The following is a 24,411-nucleotide window of genomic DNA, read 5'->3' on the forward strand; positions in this document are numbered from 1 at the left end:
ACATGTCTGAAGCAGTACCAACAGCGGCAGCCGATTCGGCTGCCGTTGGCATTTCCAGGATTGCCCTGGGCGTCGAATACCGGGGCTCGCGTTATCGCGGCTTCCAGCGCCAGCGCGCCGGGGTGCCGTCGATTCAGGAGAGTCTGGAGAAGGCCCTGTCCAAGGTCGCCGGCGGCGCGCCGGTGGTCTTGAGCTGCGCCGGTCGCACCGATGCGCTGGTGCATGCCAGCGGCCAGGTGGTGCATTTCGACACCAGTGTCGAGCGCACCATGCATTCCTGGGTGATGGGCGCCAACCTCAACTTGCCGGCGGATATCAGCGTCACCTGGGCCAAGGCCATGCCGCCCGAGTTCGATGCACGCTTCAGTGCCATGGCGCGGCGCTACCGCTACGTGATCTACAACGACCAGATCCGCCCGGCGCACATGGCCGAAGAAGTGACCTGGAACCACCGGCCGCTGGATGTCGAGCGTATGCGCGCGGCGGCGCGCTACCTGATCGGCACCCATGACTTCAGCGCCTTCCGCGCGCGTCAGTGCCAGGCCAAGTCGCCGGTCAAGACGGTGCATCACCTGGAGCTGCTCGAGCATGGGCGCTTCATCGTGCTGGATATCCGCGCCAATGCCTTTCTCCATCACATGGTGCGCAACTTCGCCGGGGTGCTGATGACCATCGGTGCCGGCGAGCGGCCGGTGGAGTGGGTGGCCGAGGTGCTGGAAAGCCGTGTGCGCCGCACCGGCGGGGTGACCGCCCATCCTTACGGCCTGTACCTGGTGCAGGTGGAATACCCGGCGCAGTTCGACCTGCCGCAGCGCTACCTGGGGCCGCACTTCCTCTCCGGCTTGCCGGATGTGATGGCGGGCGCATAAGCGCTCGTGATGGCGCGAAAAAACGCTCAACAGCGTCCTGGGCCTTTTGCTACCATCGTTTTTTCCCTACAAGGTGTCCCTACTTGTCAGCCGTTCGCAGCAAAATTTGTGGCATCACCCGGGTCGAGGATGCGCTTGCCGCGGCCGCGGCCGGTGCCGATGCCATCGGCCTGGTGTTCTACGCCAAGAGTCCGCGCGCGGTCAGCGTGGCGCAGGCGCGGCAGATCATCGCCGCCTTGCCGCCTTTCGTGACGACGGTGGGCCTGTTCGTCGATGCCGGGCGCGACGAGCTGCGGCAGATCCTGGCGCAGGTGCCGCTGGATCTTTTGCAGTTCCACGGCGATGAGCGCGCGGAGCAGTGCGAGGGGCACGGCAGGCCCTATATCAAGGCCTTGCGGGTCAAGGCCGGTGACGATGTGGCGGCGCAGGTGGCCCGTTATCCGGGGGCTGCCGGTGTGCTGCTGGATACCTTCGTCGAAGGCGTTCCCGGCGGTACGGGCCTGGCGTTCGACTGGTCGCTGGTGCCGGCCGACTTGTCCAAACCGGTGATCCTGGCCGGTGGCCTGACCCCTGAGAATGTCGCGGCGGCGATTGCTCGTGTGCGCCCTTATGCGGTGGATGTCAGTGGTGGCGTGGAATCGGCCAAGGGCATCAAGGATGCGGACAAGATCAGGGCTTTTATTCGTGCGGCGCAGGGTGGCTGATGTGACGGGCCGGCAGTGCCTGCCGTCCATAAGCTGTCTTTGAATTGTCCCGCAGGGTCCGCTTCGGCTGGGTTTGGCGGGCCGCGAGTATGAGTTTGCCGGGATTGTAGAGTCGTCCCGGGTCAGCTACGGAGAGTGAGCATGAGCAACTGGTTGAGAGAAAAACTGATCCCTTCGATCATGCGTTCCGAGGTCAAGAAGAGCTCGGTGCCGGAAGGCCTGTGGCACAAGTGTCCGTCCTGCGACGCCGTGCTGTATCGCCCCGAGCTGGAAAAGACCGAAGATGTCTGCCCCAAGTGCAACCATCACATGCGTATCGATGCGCGCAGCCGCCTGGACATTTTCCTCGACCCGGAAGGGCGCGAGGAGATCGGTGCCGAGCTGGAGCCGGTCGATCGCCTGAAGTTTCGTGACAGCAAGAAGTACAAGGATCGCCTGAGCGCCGCGCAGAAGGATACCGGCGAGAAGGATGCGCTGGTGTCCATGAGCGGTACCCTGCTCGGCATGCCGATCGTCACCTGCGCCTTCGAGTTCAGCTTCATGGGCGGCTCCATGGGCGCCATCGTCGGCGAGCGCTTCGTGCGTGCCGCCAACGTCGCCCTGGAAAAACGCTGCCCGCTGGTGTGCTTCGCCGCTTCCGGCGGTGCGCGCATGCAGGAGGCGTTGATCTCGCTGATGCAGATGGCCAAGACCTCCGCCGTGCTGGCGCGCCTGCGCGAGGAGGGCATTCCCTTCATCTCCGTGCTGACCGACCCGGTCTACGGCGGGGTTTCCGCCAGCCTGGCCATGCTCGGTGACGTGATAGTCGCCGAGCCGCGCGCGCTGATCGGCTTCGCCGGTCCGCGGGTGATCGAGCAGACCGTGCGCGAGAAGCTGCCGGAAGGCTTCCAGCGCAGCGAGTTCCTCCTCGAACACGGCGCCATCGACATGATCATTCATCGTCAGGAGCTGCGCCCGCGTCTGGCCCGCCTGCTGGCGCAACTGCAGCACCTGCCGGCTCCCACCCTGGCCCAGGTTCCGGCCACGGCATGAGTGAGCGTACCCTCGCCGACTGGCTCGCCTACCTCGAGCAGCTGCACCCCAGCGCCATCGACATGGGCCTGGAGCGCTGCCAGCAGGTGCTCGAGCGACTCGGCCTGGGGCGGCTTGCGCCGCGGGTGATCACGGTCACCGGCACCAATGGCAAGGGTTCCACCTGTGCTTTCCTGGCCTCGCTGCTTCAGCAGCAGGGCCTGCGCGTCGGGGTTTACAGCTCCCCGCACCTGTTGCGCTACAACGAGCGGGTACAGGTCGCCGGTCAGCAGGCCGACGATGCCGCCCTGTGCGCGGCCTTCGCTGCGGTCGAGGCCGCGCGTGGCGAGATTTCCCTGACCTACTTCGAAATGGGCACCCTGGCGGCGTTCTGGTTGTTCGAGCGTGCCGGCCTGGATGCGCTGGTGCTGGAAGTCGGCCTGGGCGGACGGCTGGATGCGGTCAATCTGATCGACGCCGACCTGGCGCTGATCACCAGCATCGGCATCGATCACGCCGACTGGCTGGGCGACAGCCGCGAGTCGGTGGCTTTCGAAAAGGCTGGGATCCTGCGCCAGGGCAAGCCTGCGCTGTGCGGCGACCTCGATCCGCCGCGACCGCTGCTGGAGCGGGTGGCTGCGCTCGATTGCCCGTTCTTCCTGCGCGGGCGCGACTATGACCTCGCCATCGGCGAGCAGGGCTGGCACTGGTGGGGGCTGAATGCGGCCGGCGCCGTGCTGGAGCTGCACGACCTGCCGCTGCTCGATCTGCCCATGGAAAATGCGGCCCTGGCCCTGCAGGCCTATGCCCAGCTGGATCTGTCCTGGCAGGCTGAGGATATTCGCGCCGCCTTGCTGAATACCCGCGTCACAGGCCGCCTGGATCGTCGCCAGCTGCACTGGCAGGGCAAGACCCTGCAGCTGCTGCTGGATGTCGGGCATAACCCGCATGCGGCCGATTACCTGGCTACCCGCCTGGCGGCACGGCCGCCGCAGGGGCGGCGCCTGGCGGTGTTCGGCCTGTTGCAGGACAAGGATCTGGTCGGGGTGCTGAAGCCCCTGCTGGGCGAAGTGCAGGGCTGGGCGGTGGCGCCGCTGCCGAGCCCGCGTAGCCGGCCGACCGGTGAGCTGCAGGCGGCCTTGGCCAATCTGGGTGCCAGCGCGCTTGCCTGCGACAGCGTTGCCGAGGCATTGTTGGCACAGTGCCGACAGGCGACGGCCGAAGATGAGATTCTCGTGTTCGGATCTTTCTATTGTGTGGCCGAGGCCCTGGAGTGGCTGGGGCAACAGGCGGAGGCGGGTAATGGCTGTGCTGGATAAAGGGCTGAAGCAGCGAATCGTCGGGGCACTGGTGCTGGTGGCGCTGGCGGTTATCTTCCTGCCGATGCTGTTTTCCCGTGAGGACGAGCTGCGCCAGGTGGTGGTGGATGCGCCCGCGCTGCCGCAGGCCCCGGCGATCCCCGAGGTGGCGCTGGACCCGGTCGAGGTGCCGCAGCCGATTGCCGAGGAACAGGTGCCGCCGGTCGAGCCGCTGGATGTACCCGAGGTCGCCGAAGCACCGACAGAGGCCGCGCCGGCTGCCGTGGCGCCGGTCGAGCCGAGCCAGCCCGTGGCACCGGCAGAGCCGGCACGCCTGGATGCCAGCAGCCTGCCGGTCAGCTGGTCGGTGCAGCTGGCCAGCCTGTCCAGCCGCAGCGGCGCCGAAGAACTGCAGAAGAAGCTGCGCAGCCAGGGCTACAACGCCTACGTGCGTACGTTCGAGGGGATGAACCGGGTGTTTGTCGGGCCGCTGGTCGAGCGCGCCGAAGCCGATCGCCTGCGCGACCAGCTCAATCGCCAGCAGAAGCTCAACGGCTTCGTCGTGCGTTTCCAGCCGGAAACCAACTGATTGCGCCGGCCCTGCGCGAGGCCGGGCCGCGGCTGCGCAAAGCCGACTTACCCGATGGGGCTTGGCTCTGTTAAAATCCGCCGCCTTTCCCGTCTGTAGGCAGCATCGTGGCATTCACTTGGGTCGATTGGGCGATCATCGCCGTCATCGCCATTTCCAGTTTGATCAGCCTCAAGCGCGGCTTCTTCAAGGAAGCCCTGTCGCTGCTGACCTGGATCATCGCCGGTGTGGTCGCCTGGATGTTCGGCGGCGCCCTGTCGCAGCACCTCACGGAACTCATCGAAACCCCGTCGATGCGGGTCATCGCCGCCTGCGCCATGCTGTTCATCGCCACCCTCCTGGTCGGTGCGCTGGTCAATTTCCTTATCGGTGAGCTGATCCGGGTCACCGGACTGTCGGGCACCGACCGTTTTCTCGGCATGGTCTTCGGCGCGGCGCGTGGGGCCCTGCTGGTGGTGGTGCTGGTCGGGCTGGTCAGCCTGGCGCCGGTGCAACAGGACAAATGGTGGCAGCAGTCGAGTCTGATGCCGCATTTTCTGATGGTGGCGGACTGGTCGAAGAACCTGATTCTCAGTCTGTCCAGTCAGTGGTTGGCGAGCGGCATCAGCGCGCCGGCCGATCTGCCGTTCAAAGAGGTACTGGTGCAGCCCAAGCTGCCCGAGAGCCTGTAGATTTAGCCTGATCCACAACGTAGGGGTTGCGTCACATGTGTGGCATTGTCGGTATTGTCGGTAAGTCCAACGTCAACCAGTCGCTGTATGACGCGCTGACCGTCCTCCAGCATCGCGGCCAGGACGCTGCCGGTATCGTGACCAGCCATGGCGGCCGGTTGTTTCTGCGCAAGGACAACGGCCTGGTGCGGGACGTGTTTCAGCAGCGCCACATGCAGCGCCTGGTCGGCCAGATCGGCATCGGCCACGTGCGCTACCCGACCGCGGGCAGTTCCAGTTCCGCCGAGGCGCAGCCGTTCTACGTCAACTCGCCCTACGGCATCACCCTGGCGCACAACGGCAACCTGACCAACGTCGAGCAGCTGTCGCGCGAGATCTACGAATCGGACCTGCGTCACGTCAACACCAACTCCGACTCGGAAGTGCTGCTCAACGTGTTCGCCCACGAGCTGGCCGTGCGCGGCAAGTTGCAGCCGACCGAGGAAGACGTGTTCGCCGCCGTGGCCGGCGTGCATGCCCGTTGCAAGGGTGGCTATGCGGTGGTGGCGATGATCACCGGCTACGGCATCGTCGGCTTCCGCGACCCCCATGCGATTCGCCCGATCGTCTTCGGCCATCGCCACACCGACAACGGCGTGGAATACATGATCGCCTCCGAGAGCGTCGCCCTCGACGTGCTCGGCTTCACCCTTATCCGCGACCTGGCCCCGGGCGAGGCGGTGTACATCACCGAAGACGGCCACCTGCACACCCGCCAGTGCGCGGAAAACCCGCAGCTGTCGCCGTGCATCTTCGAACACGTCTACCTGGCCCGCCCGGACTCGCTGATGGACGGCGTGTCGGTGTACAAGGCGCGGCTGCGCATGGGCGAGAAGCTGGCCGAGAAGATCCAGCGCGAGCGCCCGGATCACGACATCGACGTGGTCATCCCGATTCCGGACACCAGCCGCACCTCGGCGCTGGAACTGGCCAACCACCTGGGCGTGAAATTCCGCGAAGGCTTCGTCAAGAACCGCTACATCGGCCGCACCTTCATCATGCCCGGCCAGGCTGCGCGCAAGAAGTCGGTACGGCAGAAGCTCAACGCCATCGACCTGGAGTTCCGCGGCAAGAACGTGATGCTGGTGGACGACTCCATCGTGCGCGGCACCACCTGCAAGCAGATCATCCAGATGGCCCGCGAGGCCGGGGCGAAGAACGTGTACTTCTGCTCGGCGGCGCCGGCCGTGCGTTACCCGAACGTCTACGGCATCGACATGCCCAGCCCGCACGAGCTGATCGCCCACGGCCGCAGCACCGAGCAGGTGGCCGAGCTGATTGGTGCCGACTGGCTGATCTACCAGGACCTGCCGGACCTGATCGACGCGGTCGGTGGCGGCAAGGTCAAGATCGAGCATTTCGACTGCGCGGTGTTCGACGGCCAGTACGTCACCGGCGATGTCAACGAGGCCTACCTGAACAAGATCGAGCAGGCGCGCAACGACGCCAGCAAGGCCAGCGCCGAGGCGGTCAGCGCGATCATCGATCTGCACAACGACTGAGGGCGAGCCGATGAGCCAGGATTGGGAAGCAGGGCGGCTGGACAGCGATCTCGAGGGCGTGGGCTTCGATACCCTGGCCGTGCGCGCCGGGCAGCATCGTGGCCCGGAGGGTGAGCATGGCGAGGCCATGTTCCTCACCTCCAGCTACGTGTTCCGCAGCGCTGCCGATGCCGCCGCGCGGTTTGCCGGCGAAGTGCCGGGCAACGTCTATTCGCGCTACACCAACCCCACCGTGCGCGCCTTCGAGGAGCGCATCGCCGCCCTGGAAGGCGCCGAGCAGGCGGTGGCCACCGCCTCCGGCATGGCGGCGATCCTGGCCATCGTCATGAGCCTGTGCAGCGCCGGCGACCACGTGCTGGTGTCGCGCAGCGTGTTCGGTTCGACCATCAGCCTGTTCGAGCGCTACCTGAAGCGCTTCGGCGTGCAGGTCGACTACCCGCCGCTGGCCGACCTGGCGGCCTGGGAAGCGGCGTTCAAGCCCAATACCAAGCTGCTGTTCGTCGAGTCGCCGTCCAATCCGCTGGCCGAACTGGTGGATATCGCCGCCTTGGCGGAGATCGCCCATGCTCGCGACGCGTTGCTGGTGGTGGACAACTGCTTCTGCACTCCGGCGCTGCAGCAGCCGCTGAAGCTCGGCGCGGACATCATCATGCACTCGGCAACCAAGTACATCGACGGCCAGGGTCGTGGCCTGGGCGGCGTGGTCGCCGGACGCCGCGCGCAGATGGAGGCGATCGTCGGCTTCCTGCGCACCGCCGGGCCGACCCTCAGCCCGTTCAATGCCTGGATGTTCCTCAAGGGCCTGGAAACCCTGCGCGTGCGTATGCAGGCCCATTGCGCCAGTGCCCTGGAGCTGGCCCAGTGGCTGGAGCAGCAGCCGGGCATCGAGCATGTCTACTATGCCGGCCTGCCCAGCCACCCGCAGCACGAGTTGGCCAAGCGCCAGCAGAGCGGCTTCGGCGCGGTGGTCAGTTTCGAGGTCAAGGGTGGCAAGGAAGCGGCCTGGCGTTTCATCGACGCGACGAAGGTCATTTCGATCACCACCAACCTGGGTGACACCAAGACCACCATCGCCCACCCGGCCACCACCTCCCACGGCCGCCTGTCGCCGCAGGAGCGGGCCAATGCCGGTATCCGCGACAACCTGATCCGGGTTGCCGTGGGCCTGGAAGACATCATTGATCTCAAGGCCGATCTGGCCCGCGGCTTGGCCGCGCTCTGAGGTCGTGGCTGCCCGGCGGGCAAACCGCCGGGCAGGTTGCGGGCGCGTAGTGGTCTAGGCTGGGTTGAACAACCCCTCAGCCAGGTGCGCCCATGAGCCTCATTCTTTTCCTGATTATCGGTGCCGTTGCCGGCTGGATCGCCGGCAAGCTGCTGCGTGGCGGCGGTTTCGGCCTGCTCGGCAACCTGGTGGTTGGCATTGTCGGCGCGGTGATCGGCGGCCACCTGTTCAGCTATCTCGGCGTCTCGGCCGGTGGCGGGCTGATCGGTTCGCTGCTCACCGCGGTGATCGGCGCGCTGGTGCTGCTGGTGCTCGTCGGCCTGATCAAGAAGGCCTGAGCCCGCCCCGGTTGCGGGAGCGGGCCGCGCGAGCCAGGCGCCGGATTACGGCTGCGGACGCAGGTCGAGGGTCGGCTTGGCGTCGTCCCTGGGGTCGAACAGGCGCTGCGGATCGCTGGGCAGCAGGCCCGGCTCGTCGCCGATGGGCTGGCTGAGCACGCGGATATCGCTGTACTTCTTGCTGCTCAGGTTGGCCAGGCCGTTGGCGTCGCGGACCACCGCCGGGCGCAGGAACACCATCAGGTTACGCTTGACGTGGGTGTCTTCGGTGGAGCGGAACAGCCGCCCGAGCAGGGGGATGTCGCCGAGGATCGGCACTTTCGAGTCGGTGCGGGTGACGTCGTCCTGGATCAGGCCGCCAAGCACGATGACCTGACCGTCATTGGCCAGGATGGTGCTCTTGATCGAGCGCTTGTTGGTGATCACGTCGGACACCGTGACGTTGGCCGGGGAGGGCACCAGCGAGGAGATCTCCTGCTCGATCTCCAGGCGCAGGGTGGCGCCTTCGTTGATGTGCGGAGTGACCTTGAGCGTCACGCCGATGTCCTGGCGCTCGATGGTGGTGAAGGGGTTGCTCGCGCCGTCGGTAGAGGTGGTGTAGGAGCCGGTCTGGAACGGCACGTTCTGCCCCACCAGGATTTCCGCCTTCTGGTTGTCCAGGGTCAGCAGGGTCGGCGTGGACAGCAGGTTGCTCTTGCTGTTGGACGACAGGGCGGTGATCAGCGCGCCGAAGTCGCTGTTGCCAATGCCGATGATGGCACCGTTGGGCAGCGGCGTCGGGATCTTCTGGTCCTGCAGGGCGCCGAGAAAGGTGCCGATCGACAGGCCGGTATTGTTGAAGTTGACCCCGCCGATGCCGTCGCTGCCCCTGGCGGCCCACTGCACGCCCAGGGCGTCGCGGATGTCGCCGGAAATCTCGACGATGGCGGCCTCGACCAGTACCTGGGCGCGCGGCACGTCGAGCTGGCGGACGATGTCCTCGAGCATGCTCACCGTTTCCGGATCGGCCAGGATCACCAGGGCGTTGAGGCTTTCGTCGGCGCGGATCAGCATCTGCTTGGGCTTGCCGCTGCCGCCTTCAGTGCTGCCTTCGGCGGATTTCAGGGTTTCGCTGATTTCGCCGAGGGTTTCCGCCAGGGTCTTGGCATCGTTGTGGCGCAGGCGGATCACCCGGGTGTTGGACGAGCGCGAGGAAGGCGTGTCGATGGATTTGGCCAGGGCCAGCATCTTCGCCCGGGCTTCGGCCGGGCCGAGCAGGAGCAGGCGGTTGGTGCGGCTGTCGGCGACCACCTGGGTGGCGCTGGCGGTGCCCTTGGCCTGGCCGCGGTTGAGGGTGTTGTTGAGCACCTCGGCGGCGTCCATCACCCAGGCGTGGCGCATGTCGTAGACCGTGTAGTCCTGCTGGTTGGCCTGGTCCAGCTGGCGCACCAGTTGCTCGATGCGGGCGATATTGGCCGGGCGGTCGCTGATGATCAGCGCGTTGGCCGAGGCCACGGCGGCCAGGTGGCCGTATTGCGGCACCAGCGGGCGAATCAGCGGGATCAGCTCGGTCACGGAATTTTGTTGCACCTGCAGCACGCGGGTTTCCAGGGTATTGGCCGTGCCTGCGGCGGAGCCGTCGGCCCTGGCCTCGGCGTTGGGCACGATGCGCGCCTGGTCGTCCTCGGCGATGACCGAGAAACCGTGGGTGCTCATCACCGAGAGAAACAGCTGATAGACCTCGCTCAGGCCCAGCGGCGCTTGCGACATCACCGTGACCTGGCCCTTCACGCGCGGGTCGATGACGAAGGTCTGCCCGCTGATGCTGGACACCTGCTCGATGAAGTCGCGGATATCCGCATCCTTCATGTTGATGGTCCAGGTTTCCCCTTGCTGGCTGCTCGCGCCCGTGGCGATGGCCGCCTGGGCCGGCGGCAGAGGGGCGCCCAGGCAGCCGATGGCCAGCAGCAGGGCGAGGGGCAGGTGTTTGGGCGGCACGCGTTTCGAGTGGGTCATGGCTTGGCTTCGGTCACTTCGGTCGCTTCGGTGGGGGCCGCGGGGGCACCCTCGTCTTCCATTTGTTGGCGGAGAGTGGCTATGCGCTGCTGCAGAAGCTGGACATCCTCGTCCTGCAGTTGCTCATGCTGGAGTTCACTGATCGGCGGCTGCGCGCTGCGCGGCGTGGCGGTTGGCGTGCGCGGGCGGGGGAAATGCAGGCTTTCCTCGCGGCCGTTGCGGCTGAGTACCACGTGGTCCTGGTGCACGGCCTGCAGGCGCACGCCGGCATTGAGCGGGTCGCCGACGGTCAGGCGCTGGGGGTTGCCGCCGGCGACCTGGATGATCGCCGTGGAGCGCTGGCTGTCCGGGTTGACGAAGCTGCCCAGCAGGGTCAGCTGCAGGCTGGTCGGCGGTGCGGGCTGGTCGCCGCGCGCCTGCAGGGGCGTGCCGAACAGGCCTTGCAGGGCGTCGAGGGCGAGCTGGGCCTGGGGGGCGACAGGCGCGGCGGCTGGGGCTGGCGGCGTGGCGCGCAGCAGGCGCGCAAGGTCCAGGGCCTGCCACGAGAGGCTCTGGCTCATGGCGATGACCACGAGTATGCACAGGCCCGTCACACCATGGCGACGCAGCCAGCCAGGAACGCGGGTGCCCGTTGCGCTCAATGCTTCACTCCCCCCAATGACTTTCTTATTGTTGGTCGCCTGGCGCTGCATCCAGCGTGCGCCGACGCGGCCCGTCATGCGCGGGCCGCGCCAACCATACCGCAAGTCTCCACACAGTGCGCTATCGCCAAGCGGGGCGACAATCGCCGCCACTCTCGCGCCGGGCGGCCGGCAAGCCCGCTGGCTCCTGCACTGCGGGCGTCTGGCGGGTGCGGCAGGCGTGCCCGTGCCGCGCCAGGACCGGCGACTTTGCTGCTAAAAGCGTGATCTGTTTCAGACTTTACCGGCATCTGGTCGCTATCATCGGCCGCCAAGCGCTTTCCGTTCAACAATAAAAACAAGCCTGACGGATCCTTGCCATGGAAGACCGCCCGCCGTCCTCCACCATGGCTCCCGGTTTTGCCCGGGAGCCATTGCTGGAGCTGCTCCGCCACTGCGAACAGTTTCCCCTGACCCTGCTGCTGGCCCCCGCCGGCTCGGGCAAGTCCACCCTGCTGGCTCACTGGCGGGCCGGCGAGCCCCGCCGCACTGTGGTCCATTACCCGTTGCAGGCGCGTGACAACGAACCGGTGCGCTTCTTTCGCCGCCTGGCCGAGATCATCCGCGGCCAGGTCGAAGACTTCGACATTTCCTGGTTCAACCCCTTCGCCGCCGAGATGCACCAGGCCCCCGAGGTGGTGGGCGAGTACCTGGCCGATGCCCTGGAACGCATCGCCGGCGGCCTGTACATCGTTCTCGACGATTTCCAGCACATCGATCAGCCGACCATTCTCGACGCGCTCTCGGCCATGCTCGAGCGCCTGCCAGACGGCGTGCGGGTGATTCTCGCCAGCCGCAATCACCCGGGTTTTTCCCTGAGCCGGCTGAAACTGGAGAACAAGCTGCTGTGCATCGACCAGCACGACCTGCGCCTGTCTGCCGCGCAGATCCAGCAGCTCAATGCCCACCTGGGCGGGCCGAGCCTCAGCCAAGCCTATGTCGACAGTCTGATGGCCATGACCGAGGGCTGGGTCGCCGGGGTCAAGGTGGCGCTGCTGGCCTACGCGCGCTTCGGCACCATCGCCCTGGAGCGCTTCAGCGGCAGCCAGCCGGAGATCGTCGACTACTTCGGCCATGTGGTGCTCAAGCGCCTGTCGCCGCACCTGCGCGATTTCTTCCTGTGCAGCGCGATCTTCGAGCGCTTCGATGGCGAGCTCTGCGACCGCGTGCTGCAGCGCAGTGGCTCGGCGCTGCTGCTGGAGGATATCGCCGGGCGCGAGCTGTTCATGCTGCCGGTCGAGCATCAGCCCGGCTGGTATCGCTACCACGCGCTGCTGCACGACTTTCTCGGCAAGCGCTTGGCGGTCGAGCAGCCGCAGCGCATCGGCCCGCTCAACCGGCGTGCGGCGCAATGCCTGCAGCAGCGCGGCGATCTCGACCAGGCCTTGCAGCACGCCCAGCGCGGCGACGAGCCGGGACTGTTTCGCCGCATGCTGGAAGAGGCCTGCGAGCAGTGGGTGCGCTCCGGGCACTTCGCCGAGGTGCTCAAGTGGCTGGAACCGCTGCGCGAGGCCGAACTGTTCGCCAGCCCGCGCCTGCTGGTGCCGATGGTCTACGCCTTGACCCTGTCGCGGCGCTTCCACCAGGCGCGCTACTGCCTGGACGAACTGGTCGCCCGCGCCCACCGCGAGCCGGCGGTGGATGCGCCGACCCGCCAGCTGCTGGCGCTGAATCTGGAACTGTTCCAGTTCGATCTCGGCTTCACCCCCGGCGAGCGCTGGTCCGAGCTGCTGGCGCCGGGCGTGCCGCCGGAGGTGCGCGCGCTGGCGCTGACCATCCTCTCCTACCACCACCTGCTCAATGCCCGGTTGCAGCAGGCCAGCCACATGGCGCTGCAGGCCAAGGCACTGCTGGGGCAGACCGGGCAGAGCTTTCTGGAGAGCTACGCCGACCTGATCCTCGCCCTGTGCAACCGCAACGCCTGCCGCGCCACCAGCGCGCGCAAGGACGTCTACCACGACTACCAGCGCACCGAGCGCTCGTCGCCGGCCTGGGTCAACCGGGCCACGGCCATGGTGGTGGCGCTCTACGAACAGAACCAGCTGGCCGCGGCCCAGCAGCTGTGCGAGGACCTGATGGCGGTGGTGACCTCGTCTTCGGCCACCGAGACCATCGCCACCGTGCACATCACCCTGTCGCGCCTGCTCTATCGGCGCCAGTCCGACGGCCGCGCCGGGCGCCTGCTGGAGCAGCTGTCGCGCATCCTGCAGCTGGGCAACTACGCGCGTTTCGCCAGCCAGGTGGCGCAGGAAAGCATGCGCCAGGCCTTCCTTGCCGGCCGCCCGGCGGCGCTGGACGCCCTGGCCCAGCGCCTGGGCATCGAGGCACGGCTGGCGGCGGGGGAGTGGGAGCGGGCGCGGCCCTACGACGAATGCTGGGAGCGCTATGGCCTGGCCGCCGTGTACTGGCTGGTGCAGCGCGGCGCCCAGCCGCGCGCCTGCCGCCTGCTCAAGGTGCTCGCCGAGTCGCTGCGTCACAGCGAGATGAAGGCCCGCGCGCTGGTGGTCGAGGCCAACCTGCTGGTGCTCAGTGCGCCGCAACTGGGCAAGGACGAGCAGCTGCGCGCACTGCTGCAGCTGGTGGAGCGCTACGGCATCGTCAACATCAACCGTTCGGTGTTCGACGAGGCGCCCGGCTTCGCCGAGGCGGTGCTCGGCCTGCTGCAGTCGGGCCTGCTGGCGGTGCCGGAGAAGTACCGCGAGACTTACGCCGAGTTCCTCCAGGCGGAAAGCAGTGCGCTGGCGCCGGCGCCGGACCTGGCCAGCCTGCTGACCGGCAAGGAGGTGGAAATCTTCGACTGCCTGCGCAGCGGCCTGTCCAACACGCAGATCAGCGCGCGCATGGGCATCGCCCTGTCCACCACCAAGTGGCACCTGAAGAACATCTACTCGAAGCTCAACCTCGCTAACCGCACCGAGGCCATTCTCAGCCAGCATCCGCGCAGCTGATCGCCGCGACCAGCGGCAGTCGAATCGCCACTTTCCCCTCCCCGGGAGGGGGGGAGGGGGCGGCGCAAATCCCTACTCTCCCGGCTGCCGGAAAATCCGGCCCCCATCCGTAACTAGTACAAGAACAATCGGGAGATATTGCCATGTCTGTTTGGGTCACATGGCCGAGCCTGGTCAAGCTCGGCACCCTGGGCATTTATGCCGGCCTGATCACGCTCGCGCTGGAGCGCGATGTGCTGTTCAAGAACAACCTGTTCGACGTCGACAACCTGCCGGCGGCCAATGCCAGCATCACCTGTGACGCGCGCAGCCAGACCGCACGTACCGAGGACGGCACCTGTAACATCCTCGCCAACCCCGCCGAAGGCTCGGTCTACCGCCGTTTCGGGCGCAACGTCGACCCCACCGTCACCCACGGTGAGACCGAGGCGGACACCCTGCTCAGCCCCAACCCGCGCGAAGTCAGTAACCTGCTGATGGCCCGCGGCGAGTTCAAGCCGGCGCCGAGCCTCAACTTCATCGCCGCCTCGTGGATCCAGTTCATGGTGCATGACTGGGTCGACCACGGCGAAAACGCCGCAGACAACCCGATCCAGATTCCGCTGCCGGCCGGCGACGCCTTCGGCTCGGGCAGCCTGTCGGTGCGCCGCACCCAGGCCGACCCGACCCGTACCGCCGCCGAGGCCGGCAAGCCGCAGACCTACCGCAACCACAACACCCACTGGTGGGATGGTTCGCAGCTGTACGGCAGCAGCAAGGAAGCCAACGACGAAGTGCGTTCCTTCGTCGACGGCAAGCTGAAGATCAATGCCGACGGCACCCTGCCGCGCGACCTGTTCAGCGGCAAGCCGATCACCGGGTTCAACGAGAACTGGTGGGTCGGTCTGAGCATGCTGCACCAGCTGTTCACCAAGGAACACAACGCCATCGCCAGCATGCTCAAGCAGAAGTACCCGAGCCAGAGCGACCAGTGGCTGTACGACCATGCGCGCTTGGTCAACTCGGCGCTAATGGCCAAGATCCACACCGTGGAATGGACCCCGGCGGTGATCGCCAACCCGGTCACCGAACGGGCCATGTACGCCAACTGGTGGGGCCTGCTGGGCTCCGGGCCGAACCGCGACAAGTACCAGGAAGAGGCGCGCATGCTGCAGGAGGACCTGGCCAGCTCCAACTCCTTCGTCCTGCGCATCCTCGGCATCGACGGCAGCCAGGCCGGCAGCTCCAGCATCGACCATGCCCTGGCCGGCATCGTCGGCTCGGCCAACCCGAACAACTATGGCGTGCCCTACACCCTCACCGAGGAGTTCGTCGCCGTCTACCGCATGCACCCGCTGATGCGCGACAAGGTGGATGTCTACGACATCGGCTCGAACCAGATCGCCCACTCGATCCCGCTGCCGGACACCCGTGACCGCGACGCCGAGAACCTGCTGTCCAGCGAAAGCCCGGAGCGCCTGTGGTACTCCTTCGGCATTACCAACCCGGGTTCGCTGACCCTCAACAACTACCCGAACTTCCTGCGCAACCTGTCTGTGCCGCTGGTGGGCAACATCGACCTGGCGACCATCGATGTGCTGCGCGACCGTGAGCGTGGCGTACCGCGCTACAACGAGTTCCGCCGCGAGATCGGCCTCAACCCGATCACCAAGTTCGAGGACCTGACCAGTGACGCGGCCACCCTGGCCAACCTCAAGCGCATCTACGGCAACGACATCGAGAAGATCGACACCCTGGTCGGCATGCTTGCCGAAACCGTACGTCCGGACGGCTTCGCCTTCGGCGAGACGGCCTTCCAGATCTTCATCATGAACGCCTCGCGCCGCCTGATGACCGACCGTTTCTACACCAAGGATTACCGCCCGGAGATCTACACCGCCGAGGGCCTGGCCTGGGTGGAAAACACCACCATGGTCGACGTGCTCAAGCGCCACAACCCGCAGCTCGACAGCAGCCTGATCGGCGTGGAAAACGCCTTCAAACCCTGGGGCCTGAACATCCCGGCCGACTACGAGAACTGGCCGGCCCAGGCCAAGCAGGACAACCTGTGGGTCAACGGTGCGCTGCGCACCCAGTACGCCGAAGGCCAGTTGCCGGTGATCCCGCCGGTGGACGTCGGTGGCCTGATCGGCTCGGTGCTGTGGAAGAAGGTGCAGGAACGCACCGACGTCGCCCCGGTCGGCCATCAGAAGGCCATGCACCCCAATGGCGTGATGGCCAAGGTCAAGTTCATCCCGGTCGCCGGCAACCCCTACACCGGCCTGTTCCAGGGTGCCGACAGCGGCCTGCTGCGCCTGTCGGTGGCCGGTGACCCGGCACAGAACGGCTTCCAGCCGGGGCTGGCGTGGAAGGCCTTCGTCAACGGCAAGCCGTCGCAGAACGTCTCCGCGCTGGTCAGCCTCAGCGGCCAGGGCAGCAACTACAACTTCTTCGCCAACGAGCTGTCGCAGTACGTGGTGCCGGAAGTCAACGACACCCTGGGTACCACCATCCTGTTCTCGGCGGTGAGCCTGAAACCGACCCTGCTGCGGGTCGACGACTTCGCCAAGGTCACCCAGAACGGTCAGGCCGTGGCCACGCCCAAGGCGCCGACACAGCTCTACTTCGTGCCGAAAAGCGAGCTGCGCAGCCTGTTCTCCACGGCTGCCCATGACTTCCGCACGGATTTGGCCACGCTGACCAGCGGCACCAAGCTGTACGACGTGTACGCCACCTCGATGGAGATCAAGACCTCGATCATCCCGTCCATCAGCCGCAGCTACGCCCAGCAGCGTCGCAGCAGTGCGGTGAAGGTCGGCGAGCTGGAGCTGACCTCGCCGCTGATCGCCTCGGCGTTCGGTGACAGCGGGGTGTTCTTCAAGCACCAGCGCCACGAAGACAAGTAAAGCGGCGGTGCAACCCGCCCAGTAGCACCAGGCCCCGGCTCATGCCGGGGCCTTTTTTATCCGGCGCCGTTCTGTGACTGCCCGCACTGTGGCGACAAAGCGCCGCTGCGGGCCTTTATTTTTCCGGCGAATCCGTTAACTTGGCCGCTCTGCTGCGCCACATAACAATAAGAACAGATGGAATCCCTTACTCAGGAACGGGTCCGCGCATGTCCAGCGATATTCACGCCGCACTAGCGGCTCCGGCAGTGGTGCCGCTGCGCCCGCTGCCCTTCGCCTTTGCCAAGCGCCACGGCGTGCTGCTGCGCGAAGACGCCGGCCAGGTCAGCCTGTGCCTGCGCGAAGGCGCGAGCCTGGCCGCCCTGCAGGAAGCCCAGCGCTTCGCCCGCCAGGTGCTGGCGCTGCACTGGCTGACCCCGGCCGAATTCGAGCAGGCACTGACCACCGCCTACCAGCGCGACTCCTCTGAAGTGCGCCTGATGGCCGAAGGCCTGGGCGCCGAACTGGACCTGGCCAGCCTGGCGGAAATGACTCCGGAATCCGGCGACCTACTGGAGCAGGAAGACGACGCACCGATCATCCGCCTGATCAACGCCATCCTCGGCGAGGCGATCAAGGCCGGCGCCTCCGACATCCACCTGGAAACCTTTGAGAAACGCCTGGTGGTGCGCTTTCGCGTCGACGGCATCCTCCGTGAAGTGATCGAGCCGCGCCGCGAGCTGGCGGCATTGCTGGTCTCGCGGGTCAAGGTCATGGCGCGGCTGGACATCGCCGAGAAGCGCGTGCCGCAGGACGGGCGCATCTCACTCAAGGTCGGTGGCCGTGAAGTCGACATCCGCGTCTCCACCTTGCCCTCGGCCAACGGCGAGCGGGTGGTGCTGCGCCTGCTGGACAAACAGGCCGGGCGTCTGTCGCTCACCCACCTGGGCATGAGCGAGCGCGACCGCCGCCTGCTCGACGAAAACCTGCGCAAGCCCCACGGCATCCTGCTGGTCACCGGCCCCACCGGCTCGGGCAAGACCACCACGCTGTACGCCGGCCTGGTCACCCTGAATGACCGCACGCGCAACATTCTCACCGTCGAAGACCCGATCGAGTACTACCTCGAAGGCATCGGCCAGACCCAGGTCAACCCGCGCGTCGACATGACCTTCGCCCGCGGCCTGCGCGCCATCCTGCGCCAGGACCCGGACGTGGTGATGGTCGGCGAGATCCGCGACCAGGAAACCGCCGATATCGCAGTCCAAGCATCTCTTACCGGCCACCTGGTGCTCTCCACCTTGCACACCAACAGCGCGGTGGGGGCCGTCACCCGCCTGGTCGACATGGGCGTCGAGCCATTCCTGCTGTCTTCCTCCCTGCTCGGCGTGCTGGCCCAGCGCCTGGTGCGCGTGCTGTGCGTGCATTGCCGCGAAGCGCGTCCGGCCGACGAGGCCGAGTGCACGCTGCTCGGCCTCGATCCGCAGGCCGCACCGACCATCTACCACGCCCAGGGCTGCAGCGAATGCCACCAGCAGGGCTACCGCGGGCGCACCGGCATCTATGAGCTGGTGATCTTCGACGAGCAAATGCGCAGCCTGGTGCACAACGGCGCCGGCGAACAGGAACTGACCCGCCACGCACGCAGCCTCGGCCCCGGCATCCGCGAAGACGGCCGGCGCAAGGTGCTGGAAGGGGTGACCACCCTGGAAGAAGTGCTGCGCGTGACCCGAGAAGACTGATGGCCGCCTTCGAATACCTCGCCCTCGACGCCAAGGGCCGCCAGCAGAAAGGCGTACTGGAAGCCGACAGCGCCCGTCAGGTGCGCCAACTGCTGCGCGAGAAGCAACTGGCGCCCTTGCAGGTGGAGGCCATGCGCAGCCGCGAGGCGCCGCAGGGCAGTGGTTTCAGTCTGCGTCGCGGCCTGGCTGCGCGTGACCTGGCCCTGGTCACCCGCCAGCTGGCGACCCTGATCGGCGCCGCGCTGCCGATCGAGGAAGCCTTGCGCGCCGCCGCCGCGCAGTCGCGCCAGCCGCGGATCCAGTCGATGCTGCTGGCCGTGCGCGCCCGGGTGCTGGAAGGCCACGGCCTGGCCGCCAGCCTGGCGGCGTTTCCGGCGGCGTTTCCCGAGCTGTACCGCGCCACCGTGGCCGCCGGCGAGCATGCCGGGCACCTGGGCCCGGTGCTGGAGCAGCTGGCCGACTACACCGAGCAACGCCAGCAGTCGCGGCAGAAGGTGCAGCTGGCGCTGCTCTATCCACTGATCCTGATGATCACCTCGCTGATCATCGTCGGCTTCCTGCTCGGCTACGTGGTACCGGATGTGGTGCGGGTGTTCATCGACTCCGGGCAGACCCTGCCGGCGCTGACCCGCGGCCTGATCCTGGTCAGCGAGCTGGTCAAGGGCTGGGGCGCTCTGGCGCTGATCCTCATCGTGCTCGGCGTGCTGGGTTTTCGCCGGGCGCTGCGCGAGGAGGGCATGCGCCAGCGCTGGCACGGCTTCGTCCTGCGCGTGCCGCTGCTCGGCGGGCTGGTCCGCGCCACCGAGACCGCGCGCTTCGCCTCGACCCTGGCGATCCTGGTACGCAGCGGCGTGCCGCTGGTCGAGGCGCTGGCGATCGGCAGCGAAGTGGTGGTCAACCGGGTGATCCGCGGCGACGTGATCCAGGCCACCCAGCGCGTGCGCGAGGGCGGCAGCCTGTCGCGGGCGCTGGAGGCCAGCCGGCAGTTCCCGCCGATGATGCTGCACATGATCGCCAGCGGCGAACGTTCCGGCGAGCTGGACCAGATGCTGGCGCGCACGGCGCGCAATCAGGAAAACGACCTGGCGGCCACCATCGGCCTGCTGGTGGGGCTGTTCGAGCCGTTCATGCTGGTCTTCATGGGGGCGGTAGTGCTGGTGATCGTGCTGGCCATCCTCCTGCCGATTCTGTCTTTGAACCAACTGGTGGGTTGATAACGATGAACAAGCTGGGCAAACAAAGTGGCTTCACCCTGATCGAGATCATGGTGGTGGTGGTGATCCTCGGCATCCTCGCCGCCCTGGTGGTGCCGCAAGTGATGGGCCGCCCGGACCAGGCCAAGGTCACAGTCGCGCAGAACGACATCCGCGCCATCGGCGCCGCGCTGGACATGTACAAGCTGGACAACCAGAGCTACCCGAGCACCCAGCAGGGCCTCGAGGCATTGGTGAAGAAGCCCAGCGGCAACCCGCCGGCGAAGAACTGGAACGCCGAGGGCTACCTGAAGAAGCTGCCGGTCGATCCCTGGGGCAACACCTACCTGTACCTGGCGCCGGGCACCCACGGCAAGATCGACCTCTACTCCCTGGGCGCCGACGGCCAGGAAGGCGGCGAGGGCGGTGACGCCGACATCGGCAACTGGGATCTCTGATTCCCGATGAGAGCCGCGCGCGGCTTCACCCTGGTCGAGTTGCTGGTGGTGCTGGTGATACTCGGTGCCCTGACCGGCATGGCCGTGCTCGGCAGCGGCATGGCCGCCAGCCCGGTGCGCCAGCTGCACGACGAGGCCGAGCGTCTGGCCGGCCTGCTGCGCGTGCTGCTCGACGAAGCCGTGCTGGATAACCGCGAATACGGTGTGCGCTTCGAGCGTCAGTCCTATCAGGTGCTGCGCTACGAACCGCAGCGTGGCCAGTGGCAGGCGCTGGACGACGACGCCAGGGTGCATGGCCTGCCCGACTGGGTGGAGCTGAGCATCGAGCTGGACGAGCAGGCCCTGACCCTGCCCAGCCGCACCGGCAAGGGCGCGGCGAAAATGCCGGTGCCGCAGCTGCTGATCCTCTCCAGCGGCGAGCTCAGTCCGTTTCGCCTGCGCCTGTCCGGACGCGAGCGCGGCGCCCCGGCGCTGCTGATTTCCAGCGACGGTTTCAGCGAGCCGCTGATCGAGGCGGAAAACACGCCGGGACAGCAGCCATGAGGCGTGCGCGCGGCTTCACCCTGCTGGAAGTGCTGGTGGCCCTGGGCATCTTCGCCCTGGTCGCGGCCAGCGTGCTGACCGCCACCGCGCGTTCATTGCAGACCGCCGCGCGCCTGGAAGACAAGACCTTCGCCCTGTGGCTGGCGGACAACCGCCTGCAGGAGCTGCAACTGGCCGAGACGCCGCCGGACGACGGCAGCGAACAGGGCGAAGAAAGCTACGCCGGGCGGCGCTGGCTGTGGCAGAGCCAGGTGCAGGCGACCAGCGAGCCGGGCATGCGCCGCGCCACCGTCTGGGTCGCTCTGCGCCCCGAGAGCGGCCTGCGCGGCAAGGTCGAGGAGCAGGCATTGGTGACCCTCAGTGGCTTCCTCGGGAGCGAGCCATGAGGCGCAACCGTGGCTTCACCCTGCTCGAACTGCTGATCGCCATCGCCATCTTCGCCTTGCTCGGCCTGGCCACCTACCGCATGTTTGACAGCGTGATGCAGGCCGACCGCGCCCAGCGCGCCCAGGAGCAGCGTCTGCGCGAGCTGACCCGCGCCATGGCCGCCTTCGAGCGCGATCTGCTGCAGGTCTGGCCACGGCCGGTGCGCGATCCGCTGGGCGATGCGCAGCCGGCGCTGCTGGGCGACAGCGGCAAGAGCAGCAGCCTGGAGTTCACCCGCAATGGCTGGCGCAACCCGCTGGGCCTGAATCGCGCCACCTTGCAGCGGGTGCGCTGGCAGCTGCAGGGCGAGCAGTGGCAACGCAGCTACTGGGCTGTGCTGGATCAGGCCCAGGACAGCCAGCCGCGGGTGCAGCAGGCCCTGTCCGGGGTGCAGCGCTTCGAGCTGCGTTTTCTCGATGAGGAGGGGCGCTGGCTGCAGAGCTGGCCGCCGGCCAACAGCAGCGCCGAGGAGGCGTTGAGCCAGCTGCCCAAGGCGCTCGAACTGGTCATCGAGCACCGCCACTATGGCGAGTTGCGGCGTCTCTGGCGCCTGCCGGAAAGCGCCGCGGCGGGCCCGCAGGCGCTGCCCGATGGAAACGGCGGGGCGGATGGTGGCGAGCTGCTACCCGAGGAAGCGGCCGTGGAGCCGTCGGCATGAGCCGTCAGCGCGGGGTGGCGCTGATCACCGTGCTGCTGGTGGTGGCCCTGGTCAGCGTGGTCTGCACCGGCCTGGTGCTGCGTCAGCAGCTGGCCATCCGCAGCACCGGCAACCAGTTGCTGGTGCGCCAGGCGCAGTACTACGCCGAGGGCGGCGAGCTGCTGGCCAAGGCCATCCTGCAGCGCGACCTGCGCGAGGGCGACCCGCGCCAGCCGCTGGATCACCTGGGCGAGCCCTGGGCCAAGCCGAAACTGCATTTCCCCCTGGACGAAGGCGGCGAGTTGCACCTGCGCATCGTCGACCTCTCCGGGCGTTTCAATATCAACAGCCTGGCGGCCGGTGGCGAGGCCGCCGAGATCGCCCGGCAGCGCCTGCGCCGCCTGCTGCAGCAGCTGCAATTGCCCCTCGACTATGCCGAGCGCCTGCAGGACTGGCTCGACCAGGATCAGGACAGCCAGGGTGCCGGCGGCGCCGAGGATGGCCAGTACCTGCTGCTGCAGCCGCCCTATCGCACCGGGCCGGGGCTGATTCGCGAGGTCTCCGAGCTGCGCCTGCTGCTGGGTATGAAAGAGGCCGAATACCGGCGCTTGCTGCCTTTTGTCAGCGCCTTGCCGCTCGCGGCCGAGCTGAACGTCAACACCGCCAGCGCGCCGGTGCTGGCCAGCCTGGACGACGGCATTGCGCCGCAGGCGGTGGAGGCGGTGCTGGCCATGCAGCGCCAGGGTGGCTATCGCGACCCCGGCGAGGCCCTGCAACAGCTCGGGGTGGACGCGTCGGCCCAAGGGCTGGCGGTCGGCAGCCAGTATTTCCAGGTGAGCAGCGAGGCCAGCCTGGGCGAGCGCCGCCAGGTGCTGGTCAGTTATCTGCAGCGCGGCAATGATGGGCGCGTCCGCGTCCTGGCGCGCGATCTGGGGCAGAGCGGCATCGCGCCGCTCGAGCCCTCCAAGGAGTCCAAGCAATGAGTGCACTTTGTCTGTTTCTGCCGCCGGCAGCCTGTGCCGCGGTCGATCCCGAGCTGCCGGTGCGGCGCGTGCAGGGCGATGCCGTCGAGCAGCTGCCGTTCGCCGCCGCCGTGCCGCCGGCGAACCAGGCCTGGCGCCTGATCCTGCCGGTGGAGGCGGTGACCGTCTGTGTCGTGCAGCTGCCGACCACCAAGGCGCGCTGGCTGCACAAGGCGCTGCCGTTCGCCGTCGAGGAGCTGCTGGCCGAGGACGTGGAGCTGTTCCACCTGTGCGTCGGCGAGCCCCTGGCCGATGGCCGCCGGCGCGTGTATGCCGTGCGCCGCGACTGGCTGGCCGGCTGGCTGGCGCTGTGCGGCGAGTGCCAGCCCCAGCGTATCGAGGTGGATGCCGACCTGATCGACGGCGAAGGCAGCCAGTTGCTCTGCCTGGGCCAGCGCTGGCTGCTCGGCGGCAGCGCCGAGGCGCGCCTGGCCTTGCAGGCGGCGGACTGGCCACAGTTGCAGGCGCTCTGCCCGTCGCCGCGGGTGGCCCATGTGGCCGCCGGCCAGGCCGCGCCAGCGCAGGTCGACGAATGCCACGAACTGGTCCAGCCCTATGTCTGGCTGGCCCGGCAGAAGGCCGCGGGCAACCTGGCCCAGGGCGCCTTCGCCCGGCGCGAGCCGTCCACCGGGCTGGGGCGCTGGCGGCCGTTGCTGGGGCTGCTCGGCTTGTGGCTGGTGCTGCAGTGGGGTTTTAACCTGGTCCAGGGCTGGCAGCTGCAGCGCGAGGCCGAGGGCTACGCCAGCGCCAGCGAGGCGCTCTATCGCGAGTTGTTCCCGGATGACCGCAAGCTGATCAACCTGCGTGCGCAGTTCGACCAGCACCTGGCCGAGGCCGAAGGCGGCGGGCAGAACCTGCTGCTCGGCCTGCTCGATCAGGCGGCCCGGGTGATCAACGCCGAAGGGGCCCAGGTGCGCGTCGAACAGCTGGATTTCAATGCCCAGCGCGGCGATCTGGCGCTGAATCTGCAAGCGCGTGATTTCGCCGCGCTGGAGCGCCTGCGCACGCGTCTGCAGGAGGCCGGGCTGGCGGTCGAGATGGGCTCGGCCAGCCGCGAGGACAGTGGCGTCAGCGCACGCCTGGTGATCGGGGGTAATGGATGAACCGCTTCAATGCTCTGACCGCGCCGCTGCAGGCGCGCCTGCAGCAGCTGGGCTGGCTGCCTTACTGGCGTGGCCTGCCGGCTCGGGATCGGCTGGCCCTGGGCCTGCTCGGCCTGTTCCTGCTGCTGACGCTGCTCTATCTGCTGCTCTGGCGCCCGGCGGCGCAGCAGGTGGTGCAGGCGCGCAATTACCTGCAGCAGCAGCGCACGCTGCACCAGTACCTGCAGGCGCATGCGCCACAGTTGCGGGCGCAGAGCGGCAAGCCGCAGGTCAGCGTCGAGCCGGCGCAGCTGCAGGGGCTGGTCACCGCCAGCGCCAGCAGCCAGGGACTGAATATCGAGCGGCTGGACAGCCAGGGCGATGGCGCGGTGCAGGTCAGCCTGCAGCCGGCCGAGTTCGGCCGTTTGCTGCGTTGGCTGGTGAGCCTGGACGAGCAGGGTATCCGCGTCGAGGAGGCGGGGTTGGAGCGGGGCGACAAGGAACTGGTCAGCAGCCGCCTCCTGCTGCGCAGCGGTAGCTGAGCCTCACCCATGGCGGGCATGGCGGCGCGTGCCGGC

General features: G+C 67.5%; 22 protein-coding genes. 20 read left to right on the forward strand and 2 right to left on the reverse strand.

All coding sequences use genetic code 11. The features are described from left to right. Positions 1-2 precede the first annotated feature (2 nt). From truA to GV001_RS10090, 9 genes are all read left to right on the forward strand, one after another. Positions 3-869 carry a tRNA pseudouridine(38-40) synthase TruA gene (gene truA, locus GV001_RS10050; RefSeq protein WP_160079481.1) on the forward strand — a complete coding sequence of 289 codons (867 nt, stop codon included), beginning with the start codon at positions 3-5 and terminating at the stop codon, positions 867-869. 83 nt (positions 870-952) lie between these two features. Further along, positions 953-1,573, forward strand: coding sequence for a phosphoribosylanthranilate isomerase (locus tag GV001_RS10055; protein ID WP_160079482.1), 621 nt, complete (start codon positions 953-955; stop codon positions 1,571-1,573). 141 nt (positions 1,574-1,714) lie between these two features. Then, positions 1,715-2,605 carry an acetyl-CoA carboxylase, carboxyltransferase subunit beta gene (accD, locus tag GV001_RS10060; protein ID WP_160079483.1) on the forward strand — a complete coding sequence of 297 codons (891 nt, stop codon included), beginning with the start codon at positions 1,715-1,717 and terminating at the stop codon, positions 2,603-2,605. Further along, the gene (gene folC, locus GV001_RS10065; RefSeq protein ID WP_160079484.1) at positions 2,602-3,903 is read left to right on the forward strand and encodes a bifunctional tetrahydrofolate synthase/dihydrofolate synthase; all 1,302 of its coding nucleotides are present in this window, start codon (positions 2,602-2,604) and stop codon (positions 3,901-3,903) included. The genes accD and folC overlap by 4 nt, the downstream gene beginning before the upstream one ends. Continuing rightward, positions 3,887-4,471, forward strand: coding sequence for an SPOR domain-containing protein (locus tag GV001_RS10070; protein WP_160079485.1), 585 nt, complete (start codon positions 3,887-3,889; stop codon positions 4,469-4,471). The genes folC and GV001_RS10070 overlap by 17 nt, the downstream gene beginning before the upstream one ends. A 107-nt stretch (positions 4,472-4,578) precedes the next feature. Next, positions 4,579-5,142, forward strand: a complete 564-nt coding sequence (locus tag GV001_RS10075) for a CvpA family protein (RefSeq protein ID WP_160079486.1) — start codon at positions 4,579-4,581, stop codon at positions 5,140-5,142. A 35-nt stretch (positions 5,143-5,177) separates the two neighbouring features. Then, positions 5,178-6,683, forward strand: a complete 1,506-nt coding sequence (gene purF / locus GV001_RS10080) for an amidophosphoribosyltransferase (protein ID WP_160079487.1) — start codon at positions 5,178-5,180, stop codon at positions 6,681-6,683. Between the two features lie 10 nt (positions 6,684-6,693). After that, positions 6,694-7,905: an O-succinylhomoserine sulfhydrylase gene (locus tag GV001_RS10085; protein WP_160079488.1), complete on the forward strand. Its 1,212-nt coding sequence runs from the start codon at positions 6,694-6,696 to the stop codon at positions 7,903-7,905. A gap of 92 nt (positions 7,906-7,997) precedes the next feature. Beyond that, the gene (locus tag GV001_RS10090) at positions 7,998-8,243 is read left to right on the forward strand and encodes a GlsB/YeaQ/YmgE family stress response membrane protein (protein ID WP_160079489.1); all 246 of its coding nucleotides are present in this window, start codon (positions 7,998-8,000) and stop codon (positions 8,241-8,243) included. Positions 8,244-8,288: 45 nt separating this feature from the next. On the opposite strand, the gene gspD is transcribed toward GV001_RS10090, so the two are convergent. Then, positions 8,289-10,238 carry a type II secretion system secretin GspD gene (gene gspD / locus GV001_RS10095; RefSeq protein WP_160079490.1) on the reverse strand — a complete coding sequence of 650 codons (1,950 nt, stop codon included), beginning with the start codon at positions 10,236-10,238 and terminating at the stop codon, positions 8,289-8,291. Beyond that, a complete protein-coding gene (locus GV001_RS10100) occupies positions 10,235-10,957 on the reverse strand; it encodes a type II secretion system protein N (RefSeq protein WP_306108814.1) in 723 nt (240 codons plus the stop codon). Before GV001_RS10100 ends, gspD begins: the two co-directional genes overlap by 4 nt. Positions 10,958-11,238: 281 nt before the next feature. Here GV001_RS10100 and GV001_RS10105 point away from each other — a divergent pair, with 281 nt between their 5' ends. From GV001_RS10105 to GV001_RS10155, 11 genes are all read left to right on the forward strand, one after another. After that, a complete protein-coding gene (locus GV001_RS10105) occupies positions 11,239-13,866 on the forward strand; it encodes a LuxR C-terminal-related transcriptional regulator (RefSeq protein ID WP_160079492.1) in 2,628 nt (875 codons plus the stop codon). A gap of 143 nt (positions 13,867-14,009) precedes the next feature. Further along, entirely contained in the window at positions 14,010-16,751 is a 2,742-nt protein-coding gene (locus GV001_RS10110) for a peroxidase family protein (RefSeq protein ID WP_160079493.1), read from the forward strand. 209 nt (positions 16,752-16,960) lie between these two features. Further along, positions 16,961-18,472 carry a type II secretion system ATPase GspE gene (gene gspE, locus GV001_RS10115; RefSeq protein ID WP_160079494.1) on the forward strand — a complete coding sequence of 504 codons (1,512 nt, stop codon included), beginning with the start codon at positions 16,961-16,963 and terminating at the stop codon, positions 18,470-18,472. Further along, positions 18,472-19,686 (forward strand): GspF family T2SS innner membrane protein variant XcpS, encoded by a 1,215-nt coding sequence (gene xcpS / locus GV001_RS10120; RefSeq protein ID WP_160079495.1) that lies wholly within the window; start codon positions 18,472-18,474, stop codon positions 19,684-19,686. Before gspE ends, xcpS begins: the two co-directional genes overlap by 1 nt. A 5-nt stretch (positions 19,687-19,691) precedes the next feature. Next, on the forward strand, positions 19,692-20,123 hold the full coding sequence (gspG, locus tag GV001_RS10125) for a type II secretion system major pseudopilin GspG (protein WP_160079496.1): 432 nt from the start codon (positions 19,692-19,694) through the stop codon (positions 20,121-20,123). Positions 20,124-20,129: 6 nt separating this feature from the next. Continuing rightward, positions 20,130-20,666 (forward strand): type II secretion system minor pseudopilin GspH, encoded by a 537-nt coding sequence (gspH, locus tag GV001_RS10130; RefSeq protein WP_160079497.1) that lies wholly within the window; start codon positions 20,130-20,132, stop codon positions 20,664-20,666. Further along, positions 20,663-21,052 (forward strand): type II secretion system minor pseudopilin GspI, encoded by a 390-nt coding sequence (gspI, locus tag GV001_RS10135; protein WP_160079498.1) that lies wholly within the window; start codon positions 20,663-20,665, stop codon positions 21,050-21,052. The genes gspH and gspI overlap by 4 nt, the downstream gene beginning before the upstream one ends. After that, positions 21,049-21,750: a type II secretion system minor pseudopilin GspJ gene (gene gspJ, locus GV001_RS10140; RefSeq protein WP_160079499.1), complete on the forward strand. Its 702-nt coding sequence runs from the start codon at positions 21,049-21,051 to the stop codon at positions 21,748-21,750. Before gspI ends, gspJ begins: the two co-directional genes overlap by 4 nt. Next, positions 21,747-22,712 carry a type II secretion system minor pseudopilin GspK gene (gene gspK, locus GV001_RS10145; protein WP_160079500.1) on the forward strand — a complete coding sequence of 322 codons (966 nt, stop codon included), beginning with the start codon at positions 21,747-21,749 and terminating at the stop codon, positions 22,710-22,712. Before gspJ ends, gspK begins: the two co-directional genes overlap by 4 nt. After that, positions 22,709-23,854 (forward strand): type II secretion system protein GspL, encoded by a 1,146-nt coding sequence (gene gspL, locus GV001_RS10150; protein WP_160079501.1) that lies wholly within the window; start codon positions 22,709-22,711, stop codon positions 23,852-23,854. The genes gspK and gspL overlap by 4 nt, the downstream gene beginning before the upstream one ends. Beyond that, positions 23,851-24,375 carry a type II secretion system protein M gene (locus tag GV001_RS10155; RefSeq protein ID WP_160079502.1) on the forward strand — a complete coding sequence of 175 codons (525 nt, stop codon included), beginning with the start codon at positions 23,851-23,853 and terminating at the stop codon, positions 24,373-24,375. Before gspL ends, GV001_RS10155 begins: the two co-directional genes overlap by 4 nt. The last annotated feature ends 36 nt before the right edge of the window (positions 24,376-24,411 follow it).

This window comes from Pseudomonas sp. 8AS, from assembly GCF_902506505.1.
In the GTDB taxonomy this organism is placed as follows: domain Bacteria; phylum Pseudomonadota; class Gammaproteobacteria; order Pseudomonadales; family Pseudomonadaceae; genus Aquipseudomonas.